Source organism: Pseudomonas sp. TH06, from assembly GCF_016651305.1.
Taxonomy (GTDB): Bacteria; Pseudomonadota; Gammaproteobacteria; order Pseudomonadales; family Pseudomonadaceae; genus Aquipseudomonas.
Window position 1 is genome coordinate 3,834,708 of record NZ_JAEKEC010000001.1, and the last position, 22,967, is coordinate 3,857,674.

Annotated in this window: 20 protein-coding genes; 13 read left to right on the forward strand and 7 right to left on the reverse strand. The window is 60.9% G+C overall.

The features are described 5' to 3' along the window. Positions 1-51: 51 nt before the first annotated feature. Positions 52-1,161 (reverse strand): 2-aminoethylphosphonate--pyruvate transaminase, encoded by a 1,110-nt coding sequence (locus tag JFT86_RS17260; protein ID WP_201237604.1) that lies wholly within the window; start codon positions 1,159-1,161, stop codon positions 52-54. A gap of 112 nt (positions 1,162-1,273) precedes the next feature. On the opposite strand from JFT86_RS17260, the gene JFT86_RS17265 reads away from it, so the two are divergent. Continuing rightward, a complete protein-coding gene (locus JFT86_RS17265; protein WP_201237605.1) occupies positions 1,274-2,134 on the forward strand; it encodes a LysR substrate-binding domain-containing protein in 861 nt (286 codons plus the stop codon). A gap of 114 nt (positions 2,135-2,248) precedes the next feature. Here JFT86_RS17265 and JFT86_RS17270 read toward each other — a convergent pair whose 3' ends face one another. Beyond that, on the reverse strand, positions 2,249-3,121 hold the full coding sequence (locus tag JFT86_RS17270; protein WP_201237606.1) for a LysR family transcriptional regulator: 873 nt from the start codon (positions 3,119-3,121) through the stop codon (positions 2,249-2,251). A gap of 282 nt (positions 3,122-3,403) precedes the next feature. On the opposite strand from JFT86_RS17270, the gene JFT86_RS17275 reads away from it, so the two are divergent. Then, positions 3,404-4,729 (forward strand): MFS transporter, encoded by a 1,326-nt coding sequence (locus JFT86_RS17275; RefSeq protein WP_201237607.1) that lies wholly within the window; start codon positions 3,404-3,406, stop codon positions 4,727-4,729. A 73-nt stretch (positions 4,730-4,802) separates the two neighbouring features. Next, positions 4,803-6,194, forward strand: coding sequence for an FAD-dependent oxidoreductase (locus JFT86_RS17280; RefSeq protein WP_201237608.1), 1,392 nt, complete (start codon positions 4,803-4,805; stop codon positions 6,192-6,194). Positions 6,195-6,407: 213 nt separating this feature from the next. Here the strand turns inward: JFT86_RS17280 and tssI are convergent, their stop codons facing one another. Beyond that, on the reverse strand, positions 6,408-7,808 hold the full coding sequence (gene tssI / locus JFT86_RS17285; protein WP_201237609.1) for a type VI secretion system tip protein TssI/VgrG: 1,401 nt from the start codon (positions 7,806-7,808) through the stop codon (positions 6,408-6,410). Positions 7,809-8,029: 221 nt separating this feature from the next. Between tssI and JFT86_RS17290 the strand changes: the two genes are divergently transcribed. Beyond that, on the forward strand, positions 8,030-8,734 hold the full coding sequence (locus tag JFT86_RS17290; protein WP_201237610.1) for a YebC/PmpR family DNA-binding transcriptional regulator: 705 nt from the start codon (positions 8,030-8,032) through the stop codon (positions 8,732-8,734). Between the two features lie 123 nt (positions 8,735-8,857). Here the strand turns inward: JFT86_RS17290 and JFT86_RS17295 are convergent, their stop codons facing one another. Together JFT86_RS17295 and zapE are read right to left on the reverse strand one after the other, a co-directional pair. Continuing rightward, positions 8,858-10,171, reverse strand: a complete 1,314-nt coding sequence (locus tag JFT86_RS17295; protein WP_201237611.1) for a leucine-rich repeat-containing protein kinase family protein — start codon at positions 10,169-10,171, stop codon at positions 8,858-8,860. Positions 10,172-10,261: 90 nt separating this feature from the next. Next, the gene (gene zapE, locus JFT86_RS17300) at positions 10,262-11,401 is read right to left on the reverse strand and encodes a cell division protein ZapE (protein ID WP_201237612.1); all 1,140 of its coding nucleotides are present in this window, start codon (positions 11,399-11,401) and stop codon (positions 10,262-10,264) included. A 303-nt stretch (positions 11,402-11,704) separates the two neighbouring features. Between zapE and JFT86_RS17305 the strand changes: the two genes are divergently transcribed. From JFT86_RS17305 to JFT86_RS17335, 7 genes are all read left to right on the forward strand, one after another. Continuing rightward, the gene (locus JFT86_RS17305; RefSeq protein ID WP_201238614.1) at positions 11,705-12,208 is read left to right on the forward strand and encodes a spore coat U domain-containing protein; all 504 of its coding nucleotides are present in this window, start codon (positions 11,705-11,707) and stop codon (positions 12,206-12,208) included. 106 nt (positions 12,209-12,314) lie between these two features. Further along, positions 12,315-12,848, forward strand: coding sequence for a spore coat U domain-containing protein (locus JFT86_RS17310; RefSeq protein WP_201237613.1), 534 nt, complete (start codon positions 12,315-12,317; stop codon positions 12,846-12,848). A gap of 20 nt (positions 12,849-12,868) precedes the next feature. Beyond that, the gene (locus JFT86_RS17315; protein ID WP_201237614.1) at positions 12,869-13,405 is read left to right on the forward strand and encodes a spore coat protein U domain-containing protein; all 537 of its coding nucleotides are present in this window, start codon (positions 12,869-12,871) and stop codon (positions 13,403-13,405) included. Between the two features lie 4 nt (positions 13,406-13,409). After that, entirely contained in the window at positions 13,410-13,910 is a 501-nt protein-coding gene (locus JFT86_RS17320; RefSeq protein WP_201237615.1) for a spore coat U domain-containing protein, read from the forward strand. 34 nt (positions 13,911-13,944) lie between these two features. Then, positions 13,945-14,733, forward strand: a complete 789-nt coding sequence (locus JFT86_RS17325) for a molecular chaperone (protein ID WP_201237616.1) — start codon at positions 13,945-13,947, stop codon at positions 14,731-14,733. 253 nt (positions 14,734-14,986) lie between these two features. Continuing rightward, positions 14,987-17,344, forward strand: a complete 2,358-nt coding sequence (locus JFT86_RS17330; protein ID WP_201237617.1) for a fimbria/pilus outer membrane usher protein — start codon at positions 14,987-14,989, stop codon at positions 17,342-17,344. Beyond that, positions 17,341-18,312, forward strand: coding sequence for a spore coat U domain-containing protein (locus tag JFT86_RS17335; RefSeq protein ID WP_201237618.1), 972 nt, complete (start codon positions 17,341-17,343; stop codon positions 18,310-18,312). Before JFT86_RS17330 ends, JFT86_RS17335 begins: the two co-directional genes overlap by 4 nt. A 158-nt stretch (positions 18,313-18,470) precedes the next feature. On the opposite strand, the gene JFT86_RS17340 is transcribed toward JFT86_RS17335, so the two are convergent. Together JFT86_RS17340 and JFT86_RS17345 are read right to left on the reverse strand one after the other, a co-directional pair. Then, a complete protein-coding gene (locus tag JFT86_RS17340) occupies positions 18,471-19,226 on the reverse strand; it encodes an anti-sigma factor (protein WP_201237619.1) in 756 nt (251 codons plus the stop codon). Continuing rightward, on the reverse strand, positions 19,223-19,729 hold the full coding sequence (locus JFT86_RS17345) for a sigma-70 family RNA polymerase sigma factor (RefSeq protein WP_201237620.1): 507 nt from the start codon (positions 19,727-19,729) through the stop codon (positions 19,223-19,225). Before JFT86_RS17345 ends, JFT86_RS17340 begins: the two co-directional genes overlap by 4 nt. Before the next feature lie 240 nt (positions 19,730-19,969). Here JFT86_RS17345 and JFT86_RS17350 point away from each other — a divergent pair, with 240 nt between their 5' ends. Together JFT86_RS17350 and JFT86_RS17355 are read left to right on the forward strand one after the other, a co-directional pair. After that, entirely contained in the window at positions 19,970-21,595 is a 1,626-nt protein-coding gene (locus JFT86_RS17350; RefSeq protein ID WP_242489494.1) for an amino acid adenylation domain-containing protein, read from the forward strand. Continuing rightward, complete coding sequence (locus JFT86_RS17355; RefSeq protein WP_201237621.1) at positions 21,592-22,926, forward strand: hypothetical protein; 1,335 nt, start codon at positions 21,592-21,594, stop codon at positions 22,924-22,926. Before JFT86_RS17350 ends, JFT86_RS17355 begins: the two co-directional genes overlap by 4 nt. Positions 22,927-22,967 lie beyond the last annotated feature (41 nt).

Consider the following 22,967-nt stretch of genomic DNA (forward strand, 5'->3'; position numbering starts at 1 on the left):
CACGGCCTCATCGCGAGCAGGCTCACTCCTACAGGGGATTTGTGGTGGTAATCAGATGTCGAGCACTTCCATCTCGCGCAGCACTTCGCCCACAGCGGCGACGGCCTGGCGCATTTCGTCCGGGCTGACGTGGCCGATGCAGCCAACGCGGAACGTTTCGACCTGGGTCAGTTTGCCGGGATAGAGGATGTAACCCTTGGCCTTGACCCGCTCGTAGAAATCCTTGAACTGGTAACGCGGATCTTTCGGCGCATGAAACGTGGCGATGATTGGCGCCTGAATGGCCGCCGGCAGGAAGCTGCGCAAACCGAGTTTGCCCATCTCCTTCATCAGTGTCTGACAGTTGGCGGCGTAGCGCGCATGCCGTGCCGGCAGGCCACCTTCTTCGTTGTATTGCAACAGGGCTTCATGCAGCGCCGCGACCACATGGGTCGGCGGGGTGAAGCGCCATTGGCCGGTTTTTTTCATGTAGGTGTGCTGGTCGAACAGGTCCATCGCCAGCGAATGCGAATTGCCGCAAGCAGCAGCCAGCGACTCTTTGCGAGCGAAGACAAACCCCATCCCCGGCACACCTTCCAGGCATTTTCCGGACGCGGCAATCAGCGCATCGAACGGTACGTTCTGCGCATCCACCGGCAGTGCGCCGAAAGAACTCATGGCATCGATGATCAAGCGTTTGCCGTGTCGCTGAACAACCTGGGCAATCTCTGGCAGTGGATTGAGAATGCCGGTGCTGGTTTCGCAGTGGATCAATGCGACGTGGGTGATGGTGCCGTCGGCGCGCAGCAGACGATCGACGTCAGCGGCGGTCGTCGGTTCGTCTTCAGCGGTTTCGAAGGTGCTGAAGGGGCGGCCGAGCACTTCGCAGATCTTCGCCAGACGCTTGCCATAGGCGCCGTTGATCAGCACCAGCACTTTGCCGTTGCGCGGCACCAGCGTGCCAATCGCCGCTTCCACCGCAAAGGTGCCGCTGCCTTGCAGGGGCACGCATTCATGGGTCGCCGCGCCGTTGAGGATCGCCAGCAATTGTTCGCAAAGGCTGGCGGTCAGTTGATTGAAGCGGTCATCCCATGACCCCCAGTCGACCATCATCGCCTGTCGGGTGCGGGCCGAAGTGGTCAACGGGCCGGGAGTGAGCAGGATGGGTTCGGCGATACTCATTCGTGTGTCCTCGGATTGCGCTGTGGGATGAAGCTACGGGGCATACGTTGCAATTCGCCGTTGCATCAATCAAATTGTTTGTTGTTATGCCAGCCATCAGTGAGAGTTATTCATGAACTTGTTCCAGCTCCGCGCCTTTGATGCCGTGGCCCGCGAAGGTAGCTTCACCCGCGCCGCCGCACGTCTGTTTATCAGCCAACCGGCGGTCACCGGGCACATCAAGGCGCTGGAGGAGCACTACCAGATCACTTTGCTGCGGCGTACTGCGCGACGAGTGGAGCTGACGGAGGAGGGCACCAAACTGGCGGCCATTACCCGGGCGATGTTCGGGCTGGCGGAAGAAGCGCAGACGATGCTCGAAGCCAACCGGCAACTGCTCACCGGGCGGCTGGAGGTGGCGGCGGATGGCCCGCACATGGTGATGCCGATGCTCGCCAGTCTGCGTGCGCGCTATCCGGGCATCACGGTCAATCTGCGGTTGGGCAATGCTCAGGAAACCCTGGCGGCGCTGTTATCGGAGCACGCCGATGTGGCCGTGCTGACTGAGGTCGAACCGCGCAAAGGTCTGCATTTGCAGGCGCTGAGCGAGTCGCGGATTTGCGCATTGGTGCCGGCAGGGCATCCGTGGGCGGCGCGATCTTCAGACGTGAGACTCAAAGAGCTGGATCAGGTGATCATGGTGCTGCGTGAGCCGAGTTCGATCACCCGGCGCACGTTTGACCAGGCCTGTACGCAGGCTTCGATTCAGCCACGCGTGCTGCTGGAGCTGGATAGCCGCGAGGCAGTGACGGAAGCCGTGGCGGCAGAACTGGGGGTGGGCGTGGTGTCCTCGGTGGAGGTCAGCCACGACCCGCGAGTGGTGGCGATTCCGATTGTTGGCGAGGGCCTGGTCAATCGGCACATGATCGGGTGCATGGAACGGCGACGGGAGTTGCGCCTGATTCAGGCCTTTTTTGGTCTCGCACCCGTTTGATAAACCGTGGTACTCCCTTCGCGAGCAGGCTCGCTCCCACATTCGACCGCGTTTCTTCTGGAGGAACCCGTTCCAATGTGGGAGCGAGCCTGCTCGCGAAGGGGCCGGCCCTGATTACGCCAGGCTCTCGCGAACCATGTCGAGAAACGTCGCCACCACTCGCCGCGAACTCTGCTCACGCAAACACACCAGCGTTTCGGTCAACCGCCGGGTGCAATCGATGATCGGCAGCGCACACACCCGCGAATCCGCGCCAAACTCCGCCGCCGAAACCACCCCGACACCAATCCCCACCACCACCGCCTCGCGTGCCGCTTCCCGGCCCTCGACCTGAATGGCCGGGCGTATGCGAAATCCGGCCCGGGCCATTTCCTCTTCCAGCGTCTGCCGCGTTACCGAACCGTGTTCGCGCAACACCAGCGGCGTGTCGTCGAGGTCGGCCAGGCAGATCGACTCGCGTTCGGCCCACGGATGATTACGCGACACGAACGCCACCATCGGGTCGTTGCGCAACGGCACGCACAGCAAGCGTTCATCACTGACATCGCGGCCCAGCAGCGCCAGATCGGCCTGATAGTTGAACAGCCGAAACAGCGATTCGTCGGTGTTGCCCGTCTCGATCTTCACGCTGATCCCCGGATAGCGCTCGCAAAACCGCGCGATCTGCGGCAGCACATGCACTGGCGCGTCCACCGCCAGAATCAGGCTGCCGGTCTGCAACGCCTGGGACTCCTGCAACAATTCCTGCGCTTCGGCTTCAATCACAAACAGACGCTGGGTGATTGCCAGCAAGCGCTCGCCCAGATCCGTCAGGCGTACCGAGCGTTTATTGCGATGAAACAGCAGAACGCCGAAGCGTTCTTCTAGTTTGCGCACCTGGTCGGAAATCGCCGGTTGCGTGAGGAAAAGCCGCTCGGCGGCTTTGGTGAAGCTTCCGTGTACGGCCACGGCATGAAACGCTTTGAGCTGAGCGTGGGAGACAGACATGGTGACTCCTGATTAAACGGTCAGTAACAAGCTGAGCTTATGTGTGAAATACGATAAATCGATTTTATTTATTAAACAGTAATTGCTTTGATCGGCTCACGCCATCGCTGACTGCCCGGTCGGGCAGCGGGGTTGGCGATGAGCCTGCGCGTGCAACAGCAGGACTCATCTGACCGGTATCGCCATAGGGATGGGGTGATATCGCAGTGCTCAACAATAAAAAACACAGGCGTTTACTCAACGATTCTGCCGGCACACTCACACCCTGAGGTCAGAACCACAATGAATAAGCACATCGGCACTATTGCGCGTTGGCGCATGCAGATTTTCGCGATCACCTGGCTGGCGTACGCCGCTTTCTACTTCACCCGCAAAGCGTTCTCTGTGGCCAAACTGGGCATCGGCGAAGACCCGACGTTCATGCTCGACAAGATGACCATGGCCAACCTCGATGCGATCTATCTGGCGGCTTACGCCATTGGCCAATTCACCTGGGGCATGCTCGCTGATCGCTTTGGCCCACGAGTCGTTGTGCTCGGTGGATTGCTGATTTCCGCGGCGGCGGCGCTGGTGATGGGCAGCTTCGCGACGCTGCCGATCTTCGCCACCTGCATGCTGATCCAGGGCTTGGCGCAGTCCACGGGCTGGTCGGGCCTGTGTAAAAACCTCGGCAGTTTTTTCCCTTCCGCACAGCGCGGGCGAGTGCTCGGGTTGTGGAGTTCCTGCTACGCGTTTGGCGGTTTGGTGGCGTCGCCATTCGCCGGTTGGTGGGCTTATACGCTGATCGGTACCTGGCACGCGGCGTTTATCTCCAGTGCGGTAGTGGTCGCCGTGGTGGCTGTTCTGTTCTTTATCTTCCAGCGCGACAAACCGGAAGACGTCGGTCTGCCGGCGGTGGAACCCGAGCCGGAACTGAGCGCTGCTGAGACCGAGGCCAACAGCAAACTCAGTGTGTGGGAGCCGTTGAAGGAGATCCTGCGCAACCGCACGGTGCTGGTGCTGGGCCTGGCGTATTTCATGCTGAAACCGGCGCGTTACGCGATTCTGTTGTGGGGCCCGGTGATCGTTTTCGAGCAAATGCCCAGCGTCGGCAAGGTTGGCGCGGCGATCATTCCCACCTCTTTTGAACTGGCCGGGTTGCTCGGGCCGATCATGATCGGTCTGGCTTCGGACAAACTTTTCGGCGCCCGGCGCATGCCAGCCTGCGTGCTGAGTCTGCTGGCGCTTACCGTAACGCTGGCGCTGTTCATGGGTGCCCTGCACACCGGCAGCGTGTTGCTGGTGGTGGCATTGCTGTTTGTCATGGGCCTGACCCTGTACGGCCCGGACTCGATGATCAGCGGTGCGGCCGCCATCGACTTCGGCAAAGCCAAGGCTGGCGCCACGGCGGCCGGATTCGTCAACGGCTGCGGCTCGGTCGGCGCGGTGCTCGGTGGCTTGCTGCCGGGTTACTTCGATTCGGTGACGGTGTTCATCGTCTTCGCCGGCTGCGCGCTGTTCTCGGCGCTCGTACTGATCCCGCACTGGAACAGTCGCCCGGTCGGGGTGATGGAGCCGCGCGCGTCGATTCCCAATTGCCCGCTGACGATCAAACCGCTGCGTACCTGAAAACCCTTTGCCTCGCGGCCTGCTGCGGCGTTCGCGGCAGGCTGTGTCGTGGCCCACTGACTGGAGAAAATCCATGAGACCGTTTTGGCTGGAGCAGGCCTTGCAGGCCGATACGTCGGCGACTTGTCTACCGCTGCAAGGCGAAGTCCGCACCGACGTGTGCATCGTCGGCGGCGGTTACACCGGGTTGTGGACGGCAATCATGCTCAAGCAACAGAACCCCGAACTCGATGTGTTGTTGATCGAGGCCGACATCTGCGGCGCCGGCGCCAGTGGACGCAACGGCGGCTGTGCGCTGTCGTGGTCGGCCAAATATTTCACCCTCGAGCGCTTGTTTGGCGTCGAGGAAGCAGTGCGCCTGGTCAAGGAATCCGAGCGCAGCATTCATGCCATCGGCGAGTTCTGCGAGCAGTACGGCGTCGATGCCGAATACCGTCTCGACGGCACCTTGTACACCGCGACCAATCAGGCGCAGGTCGGCTCGACGGATGCGGTGATCGCGGCGCTGGAGCGCAACGGGATCAATTCGTTCAGCCAGCGTCCGGTCGCCGATGTGCAGCGCATGGCCGGCTCGAGCAAGCACCTGGAAGGCTGGTTTTCGCCGGCGGCGGCCAGTGTGCAACCGGGCAAACTGGTGCGCGGACTGCGCCGGGTGGCATTGCAATTGGGCGTGAAAATCCACGAAAACACGGCGATGACCGGCCTCGAGGAAGGGCGCCCGGCGCGTATCCAGACCGCCAACGGCAACGTCATTGCCGACCGCGTGGTGCTGGCGATGAACGCGTGGATGGCGCGTGCCTTTCCACAGTTCGAACGCAGTGTGGCGATTGTCTCCAGCGACATGCTGATCACCGAACCGCGTCCGGATCTGTTGCAGGAAATCGGTTTGACCAGTGGCGTCACCGTGCTCGACTCGCGGATTTTCGTGCACTACTACCACAACACGGCGGACGGCCGGATCATGCTCGGCAAGGGCGGCAACACCTTTGCCTATGGCGGGCGAATGCTGCCGGTGTTCGATCAGCCGTCGCCGTATGCGGGGCTGCTCAAGCAAAGCCTGGGCGACTTTTTCCCGGCGTTTGCCGATGTGAAAATCGATGCAACGTGGAACGGGCCCTCGGATCGCTCGGTCACCGGGCTGCCGTTCTTTGGCCAGATGAGCAGTAGCGGCAATGTGTTTTACGGGTTTGGTTACTCCGGCAGCGGTGTCGGCCCGTGCCACATGGGCGGGCAGATTCTCGCGTCGCTGGTGCAGGGTCTGGATAATCCGTGGACGCGTTCACCGCTGGTCAACGGGCCGTTGGGTTATTTCCCGCCGGAGCCGATCCGCTACCTCGGTTCCCTGATGGTGCGCAACGCTATTCGCCGCAAGGAACGCGCCGAAGATCACGGCCGGCGCCCTCGGCATCTGGACGTGCGCCTGGCCAAATTCGCCGCTGCCGCGGGCAAGGCCGACAAAGGCTGAACCCCATAAATGGACCTCATCGTTCCCCTTGTAGGAGCTGCCGCACGCTGCGATCTTTTGATCTTGTTTTAAAAGACAACATCAAAAGATCGCAGCGTGCGGCAGCTCCTACAGGGGGTGGGGTTGGCAATCCATTGCAGCGTTTACAGGGAGTGGGGTTGGCAATCCATTGCAGCGTTTGCAGGGGCGGAGGTTGCCAATCCATAACGGCGTTTACAGGGGGTGCGGCTGATTGAGCAGCCAGTCGAGCAACAAGCTGTCGTCGTGCATGGGCGGTGTTTTTTGTGAGGGCGGATTGCGCTGGGTGCCCAGGCAAAGAATCGGTCGGTCCGGATCGCCGTCAAGGAAGCTCACCCACACTTCACTGCCCGCACAAGGCAAGTCATCGGGCGCGACTCGGCCATTGGCTCGGGTCATGGCAACCGGTAGCCAGATCGCATCGGTATCGGCGGTTGCCGATGGTTGCGCCGGCCACAACCTGACAGCGACGCGTCCTTGTTCGTCCAGTCGCGCCGGATGCCCCGCCGCGCCAAGCACTTGCGCCAGATGATAGCCGGCGATGCCGGGGCGCGGTTGTTTGAGCGGCGGGCGGAAGTCGCTTGACCAGGGCTGAGCGGTGAAGTCGTTGTGATAGCGATGTTCGCTCGGACGCGGGTCAAGAATCGATGGGTGCTGACCCTGGTGGCGTATCGAGGTGATCCGCCATTGTTCGTTGAAGCTGTTGATCGGATGCTCGGTCACTTGCAGCAAATGCCCGCTGAGTAAACCGATACAGTCACTGCGACCATTGATCGAACGAAGCTGGCAACGTTGTCGCTCCAGGTGACGCCGACTGCGTTGTTCACTGTGGCGTTGCTCCAGTGACGGCAGGCTTGGCTGCGCATTGGCCGGGGTCTGATTGGCAGCCGCTTCGCTGCTTGCCTGCGGCCCTCGATTGCGCACGGCGTGCAGCGTCGCAACAGGCGCGGCGTGGTGATGCTGGTAAAGCGCGCTGACACTCGGCAAGGGCGCTTGCGCATCATCGGTGAACGGCACCAGCGCCGGTTCCTGCGGCAAGCTCAAGCTGTCATCGGCGAACACGACAACGTGATTGTCCGCCCGGTGTTCAAAGTGATAATGGATACCTTCCTCTTCACAAAGCCTGTGCAGCAGCGCCAGATCGCTCTCGTCGAACTGGATGCAGAACGGCCGTGCCGGGTAGTGGCCCACGGTCATTTCAATCCGATAGCCATCGCCGGGCAAGGTATTTTCCGCGAGCAACTGCTGCAGAATCTGCGGCACGCTCTGTTGCACGAAAACACGCCGTTTGCTGGGTTGCGCCAACTTTTGCAGGGCTGGCACCACGACAAGTCGATAGCCGATCCGGTGGGTGCCGCGATGTTCGCAACTGGCACTGTGGATCATGCCGTGAATGCCATGCTGGTCGTCCAGGCGCAAAAATACGGGCTGCTGCAACAATGCGCCCGGCGTCACGGCGGGCGCCAGGCCAATCAGTTCGATGTCGAAGCGATAGGGCTGGTTGAGCGCTTCCTCGCCGTGAAAACGTAATACCGGCAGGCACAATCCGCTATCTATCAGGGTGAGGGTGAACGGACTTTCCTTGTCATTGAGCATTCGAGCGGGCTCTGTGAGGCAATACGGGTCTCAGAGGGTACGAAACCCCAGCGCTGAATGGTTATGTCAAAGGGGTTTTTCAGAATCGCCCTACAAGCTCTGGTGAAGAAGTCGATTCCACATCGGATTTTTTTGGTCGATTGCCGACTTTAGGCCGTATAAACTGGCCGGCACGCGTCGGCCAATAGATGTCTCGGCGCCACAGATCAAGAGAGTGAGTAATGGGCGCACAGTGGAAGGTTAAACACAAAGAAGCGGCAGCCAACGCCAAGGGCAAAATCTTCGGCAAACTGGTGAAAGAAATCACCATTGCTGCCCGCAACGGTGCCGATACCACCACCAACGCACACCTGCGTCTGGTGGTCGAACAGGCCAAGAAAGCCTCGATGCCGAAGGAAACCCTGGATCGCGCCATCAAGAAAGGCGCAGGTCTGTTGGGCGAAACCGTGCAATACCATCGCGTGACCTACGAAGGTTTTGCCCCGCACCAGGTACCGTTGATCGTCGAGTGCGTGACCGACAACATCAACCGCACCGTCGCGGAAATCCGCGTGGCATTCCGCAAAGGGCAACTGGGTGCTTCGGGCTCCGTGGCCTGGGATTTCAACCATGTGGGCATGATCGAAGCGTCGCCGGACAGCCCGGACGCCGATCCGGAAATGGCCGCGATCGAAGCCGGTGCCCAGGATTTCGAAGCGGGCGAAGAGGGCGCGACCCTGTTCCTGACCGATCCGACCGATCTGGATTCGGTGCAGAAAGCCCTGCCGGAACAAGGTTTCACCGTGCTGTCGGCCAAGCTGGGCTACCAGCCGAAGAACCCGGTCAGCGGCTTGAGCGATGAGCAGATGGCTGAAGTTGAAGCGTTCCTGGAAGGCCTCGACAACCATGACGACGTGCAGGACATGTTTGTCGGTCTGGCTGGCTGATCTGCTACAAAACTGACCTGTGGTGAGGGAGCTTGCTCCCGCTGGATGGCGAAGCCGTCCCAAAGCGACGACTGCTGCGCAGCCGAGCGGGAGCAAGCTCCCTCGCCACAGGGTTTGTATGAGTCAGAGATTGTGCAATTGCTCCACGACTTCACTGAACCCCGGCCGCGCCAGCACCTCCGGCTGACAGCAGCGCCGCTCCAGTGCTTCCAGCAGCACACGCCGCTCATCGCTCAACCCCGAGTCGATCCGCGCCAGCAGTTCTCCGAGCAAAATCCCGAACGCCCGCACCTCGATGCGTTGCAGCGCATGCGTTTCGGCATTGTCGGTGGTGGCATGAAACGACGCCGCACCGAAATCCCCGAGTAAACACTCACCCTGATCGTTCAACAGAATGTTGTGCCCATAGAGATCGCCGTGGGTGATGCCTTGCTGATGCAGATGCTCCGCTGCGGCGGCGATGCCCTTGGCAATGCTCAGCGCCACCTCGGCGGTGAAACGGCGATCCTCGGCATAGACATCCCGCGAGCACGACGCCAGGCTCGGCAATGCCGCGAGGTTGCGAAAGCTCGGATCAATCAGCTGCATCACCAGACCGTGCTGGCCATCGGGATGACCCTGAATACGGCCTTCCACGCGAATCAGATTCGGGTGCAGACCTGCGGTGATGCACGCGTTCATTTCGTGCAGCGGTGAGCCGTCGCTGGTCATCTCGCCTTTGTAAAGTTTCACCGCGACCGGTTGCTCCGAGCCATCGGCGCGTCGCCAGATCGCCCGGGAAATCACCCCGGAGGCGCCTTCGCCCAGTTGTTGCTCCAGACGCAGCGCCGACCAGTCGATCAGCGGGGTGGCTTCAAGGGCAGCGGCATCGGCCTCGGTTTCCAGCGGATTGCCGGCGTAAGCCAGCCACGTCAGGCTCGGCAATGTCAGCAGAGACTGCGGTAACTCGGTCAGGCGGTTGGCGGCGATGCGGATCAGTTCCAGGCGATGGCATTGGCTCAGCGACGATGGCAGCGATTGCAGGCGATTGCCCGCCAGCATGAGTTTTTGCAGGTAAGGGCGCTCACCGAGTTCGTTCGGCAGGGTTTCGATGCAGTTGTCGGTAAGGATCAGCCAGCGCAGTAACGGCGGCAGCGCGGCACCGGGAACCTCGACGATGCGGTTGGCCTTGAAGCCGATCATGCTCAGCGTGGCGCATTGGCCGAGGCAGGCGGGCAGTTCGGTGAACTGGTTGTCGGAGCAGAACAGCACACGCAGCCGGGTCAGGCGATGCAGATCATCCGGCAGGTTGCTCAAGGCATTGCCGCTGAGGTTGAGCACTTCGAGAGTATCGGCGAGGTCGAAGATCTGCGGCGGGAACTCGGTCAGGCCGCAGGACAGATCCAGCCGTGTAATGCCCGACAATTCGCCGGCGCGCAATTGAGCAAGGGTATGCATGAAGGACTTCGCAATAAAGGGTTCGCTGGGAATGGGCGACATCATAACGGCAGATGCCTGCCTGGCGCAGACCCAAGTGCGAAACTGCGCCTACAGGTGATGGGGAGTGGTTGTCAGGTTTTGCAACTGGCCCAATCGGCTGCGTGTGCGGGCCAGGTCGATGGTGTTGCCCGCCAGGCTTTCGTGCAACGGCAGTCGGCCCAGCAAGGTCAGGTGTTTGTCCTGGTCGTAGAGGACGTCGATCAAGTTGATGAAGCGTTGTTGCGCGGCGATCGAACATGCGTCCAGTAGCGGCAGGTGGTCGATGATCCAGTGGTCGAAACGCCGACACAGCTCCAGATAATCCATCACGGCTGTCGGCTGTTCGCACAGATCGTCGAAGGTAAAAGCGACACGCCGATCTTGATGCAGCCGTGCCCGAAACGGCCGCGTACCGACCATCAACGAAATGGCTGGCGCGTGCTCTGCTGGCAGATTCAGCGCCTGACGTTGGACCAGCGTGGCTGGCCACACGTAATGGCCCTGAGTGAACAGTTGATGCACAGAGTTGTGCGCCTGAGTGCGGTAGTCGTGTGGGCCGCCGACTTCCATGACCTGCATGCGCGAATTGATCAGCTCGATCACCGGTTTGAAACGTGCGTGGTAGAGCGGGTTGGGCAGCAAGCCTTCAGGCGGATAGTTGGAAGTGACCAGCAGTAAAATTCCGCGTTGGAACAATGCCTTGAACAGCCGAGTGATGAGCATCGCATCGCCAATGTCATGCACATGAAACTCGTCGAAACACAGCACGCGACAGTCCTGCAGCAGCTCATCGAGGGTGATGGCCAAGGCGTCATCCTGCTGGCGATGGCGGAACATGCCCTGATGCAATTGCGCAAAGAACTCATGGAAATGCAGGCGCCGCTTCTGCGTGATCGGCAACGCCTGAAAAAAGCCATCCAGTAACCAGCTCTTGCCGCGTCCGACCGCTCCATGCAGATAAAGGCTCGGCGGGGTGTGCGTTGAAGCGCCGAACAGCAGGCTGGCCTGCTGCGCCATGCAATCGATCACTCGCTGCTGGGCATGGCTGAGGGTGTAGCCCTGACTGCGCGCCTTGTTACGGAAGTAATCGCGGATCGACTGGGCACTGGCGTCATGGCCAGCGCTGGCGGGCAGGCCTTTGCCGAACAGGCGCCGCAACGCCGGCCAGCGCTGCGACAGTCGTGATCGTTTCGGCGGTTGGGCGGGCACTTTGCGTCACTCCGAGTCATCAATCCGGCCCCCGGGGGCGCGGCGGCACAGTGTAACCAGACGCGTAATCGATGCTCCAGCGCGGACGGTCGAAAATGGGCGGTCAGTGAACAACATTGTGCGGCGCGTACAGTTATTTTCAGCGAGATGATTCGGCCTGTTGCCAACCTCTCGAAACATATCTCGTCCGATCCATGGATCCAATCGACTGGCGCAATCGCCGTCCGTTGCTAACCTGAAACACAGTAACGACAACGCAAGCGCTCGCTGACAAGGAACCGGGCAGTGAATCTACGTGTGGTCATGGGCCTGCTGGGTGCGTGTGTTGCACCCGTATACGCAGCAGATCTTCAGGTCGAGGTACGCGTCGACGTGCAGCGCGGCTGCCAGTTGATCGGCCAGCAGCGCGAGGCCGGCATCGAACAGCTCGGCGTGCTTGATTTCGGCAGTACCGCGCGTCTCGACGACCCGGCCGGGCCACTCGCAGCGGCCTTGACCAACCAGCGGTTGCCACGCCTGGAATGCAACCCGGACACGCCCTATCAACTGCGCGTCGATGGCGGTTTGCACGGCGGTGTCGGCGAAGTTCGCTACATGGCCGGGGCGGCTGACAGCAAGCCGATTCCGTATCGCTTGTATCAGGACGCCGCGCGGCGAGTGCCGCTGGTGGTGGATGTGCCGGTCAGCGGTCGGGTGCCGGATACGGGCACCGTGGAGTTGCCGCTGTATGCGCGGATCGAACGTCTGGCGCAAGTACCGAAGGTCAGCCGCTATTCGGATCTGGTCAAAGTGACGGTCACCTGGTGATCGCCAGGTGGTGATTGGCAATCCGCCGGATGCGGGTTGTGCAAGGAAGGTGTTCAGCAATGAACGGGGCGGTTGAGTCATTCCTCAAGGAGCAGGGACGGACACAATGACAGGCAAACACTGGATGGTCGTGGCGGCAGGTACGCTGGCATTACTCGCGGACGACGCGCAAGCGGCGATGAGCGGGCAGATTCATGCACGGCTGATCCTCATTGCCGGTTGCGAAGTGACCAACACCGGCAACCCCTCCAGCCCGGTCAGCGATCTGGGCAAGCTTGACTTCGGCCTTCAGGGGCCGACCTGGAACGCACCGATCAAGGCCAGCCTCGACGGTGACAGCAGCGGCAGACTGAATGTCGCCTGCAACCCCTCGGTCACCGGTTTCACCGTCACCATCAACGGTGGCACTCATGGTGACGGCAATACCCGGCGCCTGAGCAACGGCCGCCAGACCATTCCCTACCAACTGTTCGTCGATCCCTCCGGCGCCCGGAGCTACAGCATCGGCCAACAACACAATTTCGCTGTCACCAGCGGTGCGCAGATACCGATTCCGGTATTTGGCTCGGTGGTGGCGAATACCCGCGCGGTTCCGGCAGGTGTCTATACCGACACCCTGACGGTGACGCTCGACTGGTAACCCCGTAGAGGACGGACACCATGCGTATGTATGCATCAAGGATAGGTTTGTCGCTGCTTGGGCTGGCGCTGGTTTCCAGTGCTCATGCCGCTACCACTGTCACCGGCCAGATCACCTCGAGCCTGATCCTGACCAGCAGTTGTCAGGTCAACGGCTCCGGCGGTTCGACCGGTCTGAACTTCGGTGCGTTGAATTTCGGCACCGCCAACAGCCTGTTCACCACCGCCACCGGGCAAGTGCTGGGCGGTGGCGGCGGGGCGTTGTCGATTCTTTGCTCCAGTGGCACCACGCCGACGGTCAAGGTCCGGGCCGGCTCCCATGACGGCATGTCACCGGGCGGTACGCGCGCGCTGTACGACGGCGTCGCCAATTATGTGCCGTACGATTTTTACACCGATGCCGGGCACTCGCAGCTGTTGGCGATTGACGGCACGATCAATCTGGCCGCCAGCACCGGCGTGGCGCAAACGGTGAATATCTACGGTCAGGCGGTGGGCAAGGCCGGTTTGCCGGCAGGGACCTACACCGACACTGTCGCTGTTGAACTGACGTTCTGATGCCATGCGCCGTCAAGGCTGCATCGCGCTGCTCCTGCTTTGTGCGGGCAGTGCTCCGCTGCCGCTGACCGCTGCGACCAGTCAGAGTTTTCAGGTCAGCGCCACGGTCACGGCGGGGTGTCTGGTGGTGGGCGGGGTGTCGAACTATGGCGGACTGAATTTCGGTACGCGTTCGGCCCTGGCCACCGGCACGGTGCAGGTCGCGCTGACCGGGGGCGTGCAATTGCAATGCACACCGGGAGTGTCGCTGAACATGAGCGTCGATGGCGGTCAGTACAACAGCAGTGGCCGGCACATGCAGATCAACAGTGGCAGCGCGCGGGTGGCGTATGCGCTGTTTCGTGATGCGGCGTACAGCCAGAGCCTGGGCATCGGCCAGAGTGTGGCGGTGGCCTACAGCGATGCGAACAACATCAGCCTGCCGATTTACGGTCAGGTGCAATTGCCGGGCAATCAGCCTGGGGGGACGTACAGCGACGTGTTGCAGGTGCAGCTGTCGTGGTGAGGCGAAGTCTGGATTGCCGACAAGGAGCAGGTCTATGGGATCAGTTACATCACGGCATTCACTGTTTCAGTGCGCGATGTTGGCGCTGGTCATGCTCGGGGCTGGTAATACGCATGCCGCCAGTTCGGTATTGATCTGGCCGATTGACCCGGTGCTGGAAGCCGATCAGCAGGCCAGTGCGTTATGGCTGGAGAACCGCGGTAACGAAACCGCCAATCTGCAGATTCGCGTCTTCAGCTGGAGCCAGAGCGGTTTCGAGGAGCAATACCAGAATCAACGTGACGTGATCGGCAGTCCGCCGGTGGCGAAGATCGAGCCGGGGCAAAAGCAACTGGTGCGGCTGACCCGAACCAAAGAGGTGCCACCGGGGCAGGAACTTGCTTATCGAATCATCATCGACGAAATCCCGTCCGCACAGCCGACCTCTGCTGAGGGCGGCAAGACCGCCGCCGCCATTCGTTTCCAGATGCGCTATTCGGTGCCGCTGTTTGCCTACGGCGCGGGGCTGTGGAGCAAAGAGGACAGCACTCGCCCGCGTGATCCGAAAGGCATCGGCCTGCCGCAATTGAGCTGGCGCACGGTGGCAGTGGAGGGACGGCCGTATGTGGAAGTGCGCAACCAGGGTGCGGTGCATGCACGGTTGACGGACGTGGCGATCAAACAGGGCGGGCAGAGCAAGCCATTGGCCGAGGGGCTGCTGGGGTACGTGTTGCCGGGCGCGGTGATGCGCTGGCCGGCACCGGGTGCTGCGGCGGGTGATTCGGCGTTGCAGGTGCGGGTCAATGGGGCGCCGCAGGTACAGAGCATCAGCCCGGCACGGTAGCCGGACGAAGATTTTTCAGATGTGCTTTTTGTGGCGAGGGGATTTAGCGAAACGTCGCACCGCCCCGATGGGCTGCGAAGCAGCCCCAAAGCTAGCAAGAGCGGTGTGTCAGGTTTAACGCGTGTTATGACTGCGTTGGGGCCGCTTCGCAGCCCATCGGGGATAAATCCCCTCGCCACAGTATTGGGTTGCGCCAGAAATACTCGGGTGTGACGAAAGGAGGATTGAGTCCATTGACGGACGTAAAGCGCGTATGAGCCCAGGATGGGCTCGCCGTATTCGGCGTCCGTTGTGGCTCATGACCGGCGCGTGTTGCCTGGTGTTCGTTCAACCATCCGGGGCCGGTGAACTGCCGCCGCCTCCCAGCGGCATGGAGGCCGTCAGCGATGCACAGCTGTTTCTCGAACTGGTGGTCAACCAGATGAATACCGGACGCGTGGTGGCGGTGGATCAGCGCGGTGGGCGGCTGTTTCTGCCGGGCACGGCGTTACGCGAAACCGGTATGAAACTGCCCGACGGTGTCGGTGCCGAAGTCGATCTCGACAGCCTGCCGGGGCTGCACAGCGATTACGACAGTGTCGGCCAGCGCCTGTTGCTGGATGTGCCGCCGGAGTGGTTGCCGGAGCAGTTCATCGGCAATCGCCAGAACTACCCGCGCACGCCGGCACTGAGCAGTTTCGGCGCGCTGTTCAACTACGACCTGTACCTCAACGACACCGACGATGCCGGCACCTATCTGGCGGCGTGGAACGAGGTGCGGCTGTTCGACAGTTGGGGCACGTTGTCCAATACCGGGCAATACCGACGCACCTTGTCCGGTGATTCGCTGAGTACGCTGAACAACGGCTACCTGCGTTACGACACGACGTGGCGTTACTCCGATGACGAGCGAATGCTCACCTACGAGGCGGGCGACGTCATCAGCGGCGCGTTGCCCTGGAGCAGTTCGGTGCGTCTGGGTGGCGTGCAGTTCTCCCGCGACTTTGCGGTGCGGCCGGACCTGGTGACCTATCCGTTGCCACAGTTTGCCGGGGAGGCGGCGGTGCCATCCTCGGTGGATCTGTTCATCAATGGCTACAAATCCAGCAGCGCGGATCTGCAACCGGGGCCGTATACGCTGACCAACATTCCGTTCATCAACGGTGCCGGCGAAGCAGTGGTGGTCACCACGGATGCGCTGGGGCGGCAGGTGTCGACCACGGTGCCCTTTTATGTGACCAGCAGTTTGTTGCAGAAGGGCCTGAGCGACTTTTCCGTGGCAGCCGGTACCTTGCGCCGCGACTACGCACTGAAGGATTTCAACTATGGGCCGGGCGTCACCTCCGGCAGTCTGCGGTATGGCGTCAGCGACAGCTTCACTCTGGAGAGCCATGCCGAAGCTGCGGAAAACCTGACCCTCGGCGGCCTCGGCGGAAACCTGCGCCTGGGCAATTTCGGCGTGCTCAACAGCGCCATCAGTCAGAGCCGTTTCGACGGTGACGGCGGCGAACAATTGAGCCTCGGCTATCAGTACAGCAATCAGCGTTTCAGCTTTTCTTACCAGCGCCTGCAACGTCACGATCAATACGCTGACCTGACCGTGGTCGACAGCCCCTACATCAGCCTCAGCCGTCGCAGCGAGCAGGCCACGCTGAGCCTCAACCTGGATCGTTGGGGCAGCCTCGGTGCCGGTTATTTCGATGTGCGTGCCGCCGACGATTCGCGCACGCGCCTGCTCAATTTGAGCTGGAGCAAACCGTTGTGGCGCAACAGCAGTTTTTATCTGTCGGCCAACCGCGAGATCGGCGACAGCAACTGGGCCGTGCAGGCGCAACTGGTGATCCCGTTCGATTTGCGTGGCAGCCTGGCGATCAGCAGCGAGCGCAGCAAAACCGGGCAAACCCAGCAGCGCGTCAACTACAGCCGTTCGGTACCGACCGAGGGCGGGGTCGGCTTCAATCTGGGGTACGCCAAGGGTGATGGCGCCGATTATCGTCAGGCCGACGTGACCTGGCGTCTGCAATCGGTGCAGTTGCAGGCCGGCGTGTATGGCACGTCCGACGCCGAAACCCGTTGGGCCGATGCCAGTGGATCGCTGGTGTGGATGGATCGGCAAGTGTTCGCCGCCAACCGTATCGACGATGCATTTGTGGTGGTCAGCACCGATGGTTTTGCCGACATTCCGGTGCGCTACGAAAACCAGCAAGTGGGGCAGACCGATAAAAACGGTCATCTCCTGGTGCCGTGGAGCAGTGCCTATTACCGCGGCAAGTACGAAATCGATCCGCTGAACCTGCCGCCGAATGTGCGCAGCCCCAACGTCGAACAGCGCATCGCGGTACGCCGTGGCAGCGGTTACCTGCTCGAGTTCCCACTGAGCAGAATCATTGCCGCGAGCATTGTTCTGGTCGACGCGCAGCAACGTGAGCTGCCGTTGGGCGCAGGCGTGCTGCATGAGCAGAGCGGCACGCGCACGGTGGTCGGTTGGGATGGCCTGGTCTATCTGGAAAACCTGCAGGCGCAGAACTCGCTGCAGGTGACGCTGGCGGACGGCAAAACCTGCAAGGCGCAGTTCGATGTCGACATGAACCAGAACCAGGTGCCGCTGATCGGCCCGCTGGTGTGCCAATGATCGGCGCACGCTGGCTTCTGGGGTTGGCGTTGTTGTTGCCGGGGGCGGCGCAGGCCTTGTGTTCGGTGGTCAGCACCACACCGGCGGCCTTCGGAACGCTCAGTTCGATTGCCGTGCGCACCACGTCGCAACCCAGTTCCACGCTCAATGGCGGGTTGAGTTGCACCGGCTCGTTGCTGTCACTGCTCACCAGCAATGACCACTTCTGGGGCACGGTCTCGTCGACCCAGAGCGGATTGCTCGGACCGACCGGCGATGTCATCAGCTACACGGTCTACGCCAACAACAGCACCAGTTACCCGCTGACGCGCGGCACGGCGTATGACTTCGCCCGCAATGGCATCATCGATGCCCTGGGTCTGCTGGGCGGTACGACTCCGAAAACCGTGCCGCTCTACCTGGGGACGACCATCGGCAGCAACGTCGCAGCGGGGGTGTACACCGAAACCCTGAGCATCTTCTGGAACTGGAATTACTGTTCGGGAATCGGCATCGGCAGCGTGTGCCTGGGCCGCGATATCAACAGCGGCACCACCACGTTGACCGTGAACCTTACCGTCTCCAACGATTGCACGATCACCGCACCTAATATTGCGTTCGGCAGCGCTCCGGTGATCAGCGCGTTCACTCCGGTCACCGGACAGACCATCAATCTGGCCTGCACCAAGGGCAGCGCCTACACCGTGGGCCTGAGCGACGGGCAAAACCCGGTCAGCGCGGGTGGACGGCGCCGGATGATTTCCGGGAGCAACTATCTGGCCTATGACATTTTCAAAAGTGCCGGCACGACGCGCTGGGGCAGCGTGGGGGCGGCACGTCGGGCGAGTAGCGATGCCGAGGTCAATCCGGGCAACGGGCTAGGGACTGGTAGCCAGATTTTCAATTACAACGCAAAGATCTATACCGACCAGACCACACCGCCGGCGGGGACGTATCTGGACAATGTGGTGCTGGATGTGGGGTTCTGACTTGACTCGAATCCCCTCTGACTCGGCTCGGTTCCCTTTTGACCTGACTCCGTTCCTGTAGGAGCTGTCGAGTGAAACGAGGCTGCGATCTTTTGATCTTGTTTTTAAGGTTCAAGATCAAAAGATCGCAGCGTGCCGCAGCTCCTACAGAGGGCGATTCAGAACTGAATGGATTGTTTCAGCAGGGGGGCGGCCGGCGTATCAACCGGGCTGACCATCGCATAGTTGTAACCACCGCCCGACCAGTATTCGGCCTGCAAATCGCCATCGTTGCGGCTGCCTCGCGGCAAAAAGGTGTTTTTCGGGCCTGGTGGGCGAACGTAGAAGCTCACTTTGTGCCCACTCGAATCCTCATACATCACCATCGCCGCCGGGCCTTCATCGGTGCTGAGCAGACGCCCGCTGACCGGGTGGAAGCCGGCAGTCGTCAGATCAGGCAAACGACGGGCCTGAGTGAAATAGCGGTCGAGCCAGTGCTGCATACCGCCATCGCCTGCCACCTGGTAATCCGCCGGCAGCATGCCTTGCTGGGCAATCAGTCGATAAGCCTGCAACGCGTCGGTCATGGGTAATACAGAGGAGCGCACGAGGGTCATTTCCCGCGCCTGCCAGCCGCTGAAACCGCCGACGCTCACCGCGATCAGCAACACCGCGGCGCTGGCCAGATGTCGGCGTGACTGACGCTTCTGGCGCTGGCGAATCATCGCCGGATCAAGCGCTGGATTCATCGGTTGTTGCAACGCACCGCTCAGCGCCGCGCGCAATTGCTGGGCATCCTGTTGCCAGGCGCGAACTTGCGCGGCTTCATCCGGATGGCTCGCCAGCCAGGTTTCCAGCACACGCCGGTCGGCGTCGCTGAGTTGGTGGTCGACAAAAGCGTGCAGGTCACGCTCGTTGGGAGGCATGCTGATCATTTGAGTATCCGCAAAGAAGGGCTGCTGATTTCGCCGTCGCTGAGTTGGCGCAAGGCCTGGCGGGCGCGGGACAGGCGCGACATCACGGTGCCGATCGGGGCGCCGAGAATCTCGGCGACCTCTTTATAGGAAAGGCCTTCGACCGAGACCATGAGCAGCAGGGCGCGCTGTTCAGTGGGCAGTCGGTCGAAGGCTTGCAGGGTCGATTGGGCGATCACGGTGCGTTCCGCCGAGGGCTCGGCATCGTCGCGTCCGGTGAAAAACTCGAGCATCCGCGCATAGCGGCGCGAACGACGATGGGCATCGAGAAACTGCCGATACAGGATCGCGAACAGCCAGGCACGCAAGTCGCCGTCGGCGCGTTTATCACCCCAACTCGACAGTGCCCGCTCAAGGCAAGCCTGTACCAGATCGTCGGCGCTGCTGCTGTTGTGTGTCAGTGACACGGCAAAGCGGCGCAATCTGGGGATCAGCTCACGCAGTTGTTCATCGAGTGCGTTCATGCCGAGGTTTTCATCGAAGGCAATACCCTGAGCCAAAAAGACAGTGTTGAGAAGGAAGACGCCCCTCAGCGAAGCTTATTCCATCGTCGTAGCTGTAAGTTTTTATCCTTCGTTTTGTAGGATGGCTCTCCGCGAGTTGTAGTCCGTGTAATGGATTTCAATTTCCCTGCTCAACCCATTTGAAAGGCGCGTTTTTCTACCGGTGCAGCCAAGGCCACCGATGAGGGACGTGACCAGAAAATGGTTGAAATCAGAAAAGGGAAATTTCCAATGAATGCGTTCGCGATAACTAATCGGTCGACACGGGGCTTCGATTCCCGGTTGAAAGTTCAGTCCAACCCATGGCAGCGCTTTGGCTGCGGCCCAACAGTCGAGCCTGACGCGACGTTGATTCATCGTGCAATCGAAGCACAAGCCCTTGCCCGACCTCAGGCTGTCGCCGCTCGGCATCAGGGCCATTCCATCACCTATGGCGAACTGAACCGCCAGGCTAATCGACTCGCCGCAGTGTTGCTCAAACAAGGTGTGTTACCGGGCGACCATTTGGCACTGTTCGTCGAAAGGTCGATTCCGATGCTGGTGGGCATGCTGGCCACGCTGAAAGTCGGGGCCGCCTATATTCCGCAGCATGTGGGCATTACCCCCGCTGCGCAATTGCGCCACATCATGGACGTCGCCCGGGTGCGGGTGGTCCTGACTCTATCCGAACTGGCACCGGCGATTCCGCTGGCCACGGCACAACACTGCATCCACCTGGATGAATTCATCCGTGTCGCCAGTGTGGTCGCGGACGAACTGAATACCTTTGGCGCAACATCATCAGCTGACTCACTGTGTTTTGTATTGTTTACGTCGGGCACCACCGGACTGCCCAACGGCGTACGTGTGACTCAGCGCAACGTCTGCAACATTCTGCTGACCGAGCCCGGCAATCTCGGCATGCGACCGGGGTTGAAAGTCGGCCAGATCCTCAACATCGCGTTCGATATGGCGGCCTGGGAAGTGCTGGGGTGTCTGGCCCATGGTGCGACGCTTATGATCCGAGGCAAGGACATCGCGCAGACCGCTGAACAGTGTGACGTGTTAATCGCGACTCCGTCGATTCTTGCCACGCTTGACCCCGCTCGTTGTGGCCAAGTGAAGGTGGTCGCTTTGGCGGGTGAGCCTTGCCCACAGCCGTTGGCGGATCGCTGGGCAGCGATTTGCACGTTTTACAATGCGTGTGGGCCGACCGAAACCACGATCGTCAATACTATGCAGCACTATCGGGGCTCGGGAGCACTGACGATTGGCAAGCCAACGCCCAACAACACAGTGTACGTGCTCGATGAAGCAGGGCAACTTTGCGAGCCGGGTGAGCAGGGCGAGATGTGGGCGGGCGGCGATTGCGTGACGGCGGGTTATCTGGGCAATGCTCAACTGACCCGTGAGCGTTATCGGCCCGACCCATTTCTGGGCGAGGGGCGCGTGATGTTCCGGACCCGCGATCTGGGGCGCTGGACGGCAGACGGTGAGCTTGAGCACCTGGGGCGTGTCGATGATCAGGTAAAGGTCAGGGGCTTTCGGGTTGAGCTCGACTCGGTGTCTGCGGCCTTGGAGTCTGCGCCGAACTGTGAGCGCGCGGTCACACTGAAGCTCGATAATCGTCATCTGGTAGCCTTCGTCTATCCCGCCAGAACTGACGTCGATGCGGCGCGAGTCTGCTGTGAAGCACGGCTTGCCTACTATTGTGTGCCTTCGCTGATTCTCGCTGTGGATGAGATTCCGCTCACGTCCCGGGGCAAAATCGACAAGCGATTATTGCTCGAGTGGGCTGTGGCGCATCAGACCTCAAATGCCGGCGTCGATGCTCAGGTGAAGGCATGAACGGGCCTGATTTGAACATCGTTTTACCTGCTCGACGGGTGCTCTGGCGGCGCCTGGGAACGCTGCCGATGTTCTCGCATTACAATCGTCTGGTTGTGCTGGTGCTGGCCTGCAATATCGCCGTGCTGGTTTACGGCATCAAGGTCGGGCAATGGTGGTCGATCGCCGGTGCGGATTTGCAGACGTTGTCCGGGCTGGTGGTTGCTAACCTCTCGCTGGCCATACTGATTCGTCAGCAGTACCTCATCAATCTGTTGTTCTGGCTGGCTACCCGGGCGCCCACCAGCTGGCCGCTGGCGATTCGGCGAACGCTGGCCAAGGTCTACCACTTCGGCGGGCTGCACAGCGGTGGGGCGATGGCTGCGATTGCGTGGTTTGCGTTGTTGTTCGGTTCGATGCTCTGGCAGCGGTTCCAGGGGCCGGGCGGTGTTTCGCTGACCTTGATTGGATTGAGTGGCGGGCTGCTAGGGTTAATGTTGGTGGTGGCAATTATGGCCATGCCGGCAATTCGCGGGCGATTCCACAATGCATTCGAACGAACTCACCGTTTTGCCGGATGGGCTGCACTTGCGATGTTCTGGGCGATGACGCTGGTGTCTGCCCGAGAGCAGAATCCAACGGTTGCGATGATGGACGTTCTTTCTGCGTCTGCCTCGTTCTGGGTGTTGCTGCTGGTGACGTTCAGCATCGCGTTGCCCTGGCTGCATTTGCGAAAAGTGCCTGTCAGTCTGGTTCGGCCTTCGTCACATGCAGTGATTGCCCACTTCAATCACCACACACCGTTTGCCGGGTCCGCGACGGCCATCAGCCGTAGTCCGCTGTGGGAATGGCATTCCTTCGCCAATATTCCTACGCCAGGGCAGGACGGTTTCCGACTGATTATTTCCCGTGCCGGCGACTGGACCGGTGCTTTTATCGAGCAGGCGCCAACGCATGTTTGGGTCAAGGGCATCACCACCGCAGGCGTGGCGCACATTGAAACGCTGTTCAAATCGGTGGTGTATATCGCCACCGGCAGCGGTATCGGGCCGGTGCTGCCACATTTGTTGGCCAGACAAGTGCCCATACGCTTGATCTGGTCGACTCGCAGTCCGAGAGCCACCTACGGCGATCCGCTGGTGGACGAAATCCTCAAGGCCCAGCCTGACGCCCTGATCTGGGACACGGACGTGCGGGGAAAACCCGATCTGGTGACACTGGCTTACACCGCCGTAGAGTCGTTCGGCGCTGAAGCGGTCATTTGCATCTCCAATCAGACATTGACTGAGCGCGTGGTCGAGGAAATGGAAGCTCGGGGCATACCGGCCTACGGCGCTATCTGGGATTCCTGACAAGGCTGCGAAGTTTTTCTGACAGACACTTTTTTCAAGGA

What these genes read in the sequence shown, in the direction of transcription:
- JFT86_RS17310 (WP_201237613.1), top strand. Translation starts at nt 12,315, where the DNA reads ATGACAGGCAAACACTGGATGGTCGTGGCGGCAGGTACGCTGGCATTA.
- JFT86_RS17335 (WP_201237618.1), top strand. Translation starts at nt 17,341, where the DNA reads ATGATCGGCGCACGCTGGCTTCTGGGGTTGGCGTTGTTGTTGCCGGGG.
- JFT86_RS17260 (WP_201237604.1), bottom strand. Translation starts at nt 1,161, where the DNA reads ATGAGTATCGCCGAACCCATCCTGCTCACTCCCGGCCCGTTGACCACT.
- JFT86_RS17330 (WP_201237617.1), top strand. Translation starts at nt 14,987, where the DNA reads ATGAGCCCAGGATGGGCTCGCCGTATTCGGCGTCCGTTGTGGCTCATG.
- JFT86_RS17265 (WP_201237605.1), top strand. Translation starts at nt 1,274, where the DNA reads ATGAACTTGTTCCAGCTCCGCGCCTTTGATGCCGTGGCCCGCGAAGGT.
- JFT86_RS17320 (WP_201237615.1), top strand. Translation starts at nt 13,410, where the DNA reads ATGCGCCGTCAAGGCTGCATCGCGCTGCTCCTGCTTTGTGCGGGCAGT.
- JFT86_RS17270 (WP_201237606.1), bottom strand. Translation starts at nt 3,121, where the DNA reads ATGTCTGTCTCCCACGCTCAGCTCAAAGCGTTTCATGCCGTGGCCGTA.
- JFT86_RS17340 (WP_201237619.1), bottom strand. Translation starts at nt 19,226, where the DNA reads ATGATCAGCATGCCTCCCAACGAGCGTGACCTGCACGCTTTTGTCGAC.
- JFT86_RS17315 (WP_201237614.1), top strand. Translation starts at nt 12,869, where the DNA reads ATGCGTATGTATGCATCAAGGATAGGTTTGTCGCTGCTTGGGCTGGCG.
- JFT86_RS17295 (WP_201237611.1), bottom strand. Translation starts at nt 10,171, where the DNA reads ATGCATACCCTTGCTCAATTGCGCGCCGGCGAATTGTCGGGCATTACA.
- JFT86_RS17325 (WP_201237616.1), top strand. Translation starts at nt 13,945, where the DNA reads ATGGGATCAGTTACATCACGGCATTCACTGTTTCAGTGCGCGATGTTG.
- tssI (WP_201237609.1), bottom strand. Translation starts at nt 7,808, where the DNA reads ATGCTCAATGACAAGGAAAGTCCGTTCACCCTCACCCTGATAGATAGC.
- JFT86_RS17275 (WP_201237607.1), top strand. Translation starts at nt 3,404, where the DNA reads ATGAATAAGCACATCGGCACTATTGCGCGTTGGCGCATGCAGATTTTC.
- JFT86_RS17350 (WP_242489494.1), top strand. Translation starts at nt 19,970, where the DNA reads ATGGTTGAAATCAGAAAAGGGAAATTTCCAATGAATGCGTTCGCGATA.
- JFT86_RS17355 (WP_201237621.1), top strand. Translation starts at nt 21,592, where the DNA reads ATGAACGGGCCTGATTTGAACATCGTTTTACCTGCTCGACGGGTGCTC.
- JFT86_RS17290 (WP_201237610.1), top strand. Translation starts at nt 8,030, where the DNA reads ATGGGCGCACAGTGGAAGGTTAAACACAAAGAAGCGGCAGCCAACGCC.
- JFT86_RS17345 (WP_201237620.1), bottom strand. Translation starts at nt 19,729, where the DNA reads ATGAACGCACTCGATGAACAACTGCGTGAGCTGATCCCCAGATTGCGC.
- JFT86_RS17280 (WP_201237608.1), top strand. Translation starts at nt 4,803, where the DNA reads ATGAGACCGTTTTGGCTGGAGCAGGCCTTGCAGGCCGATACGTCGGCG.
- JFT86_RS17305 (WP_201238614.1), top strand. Translation starts at nt 11,705, where the DNA reads ATGGGCCTGCTGGGTGCGTGTGTTGCACCCGTATACGCAGCAGATCTT.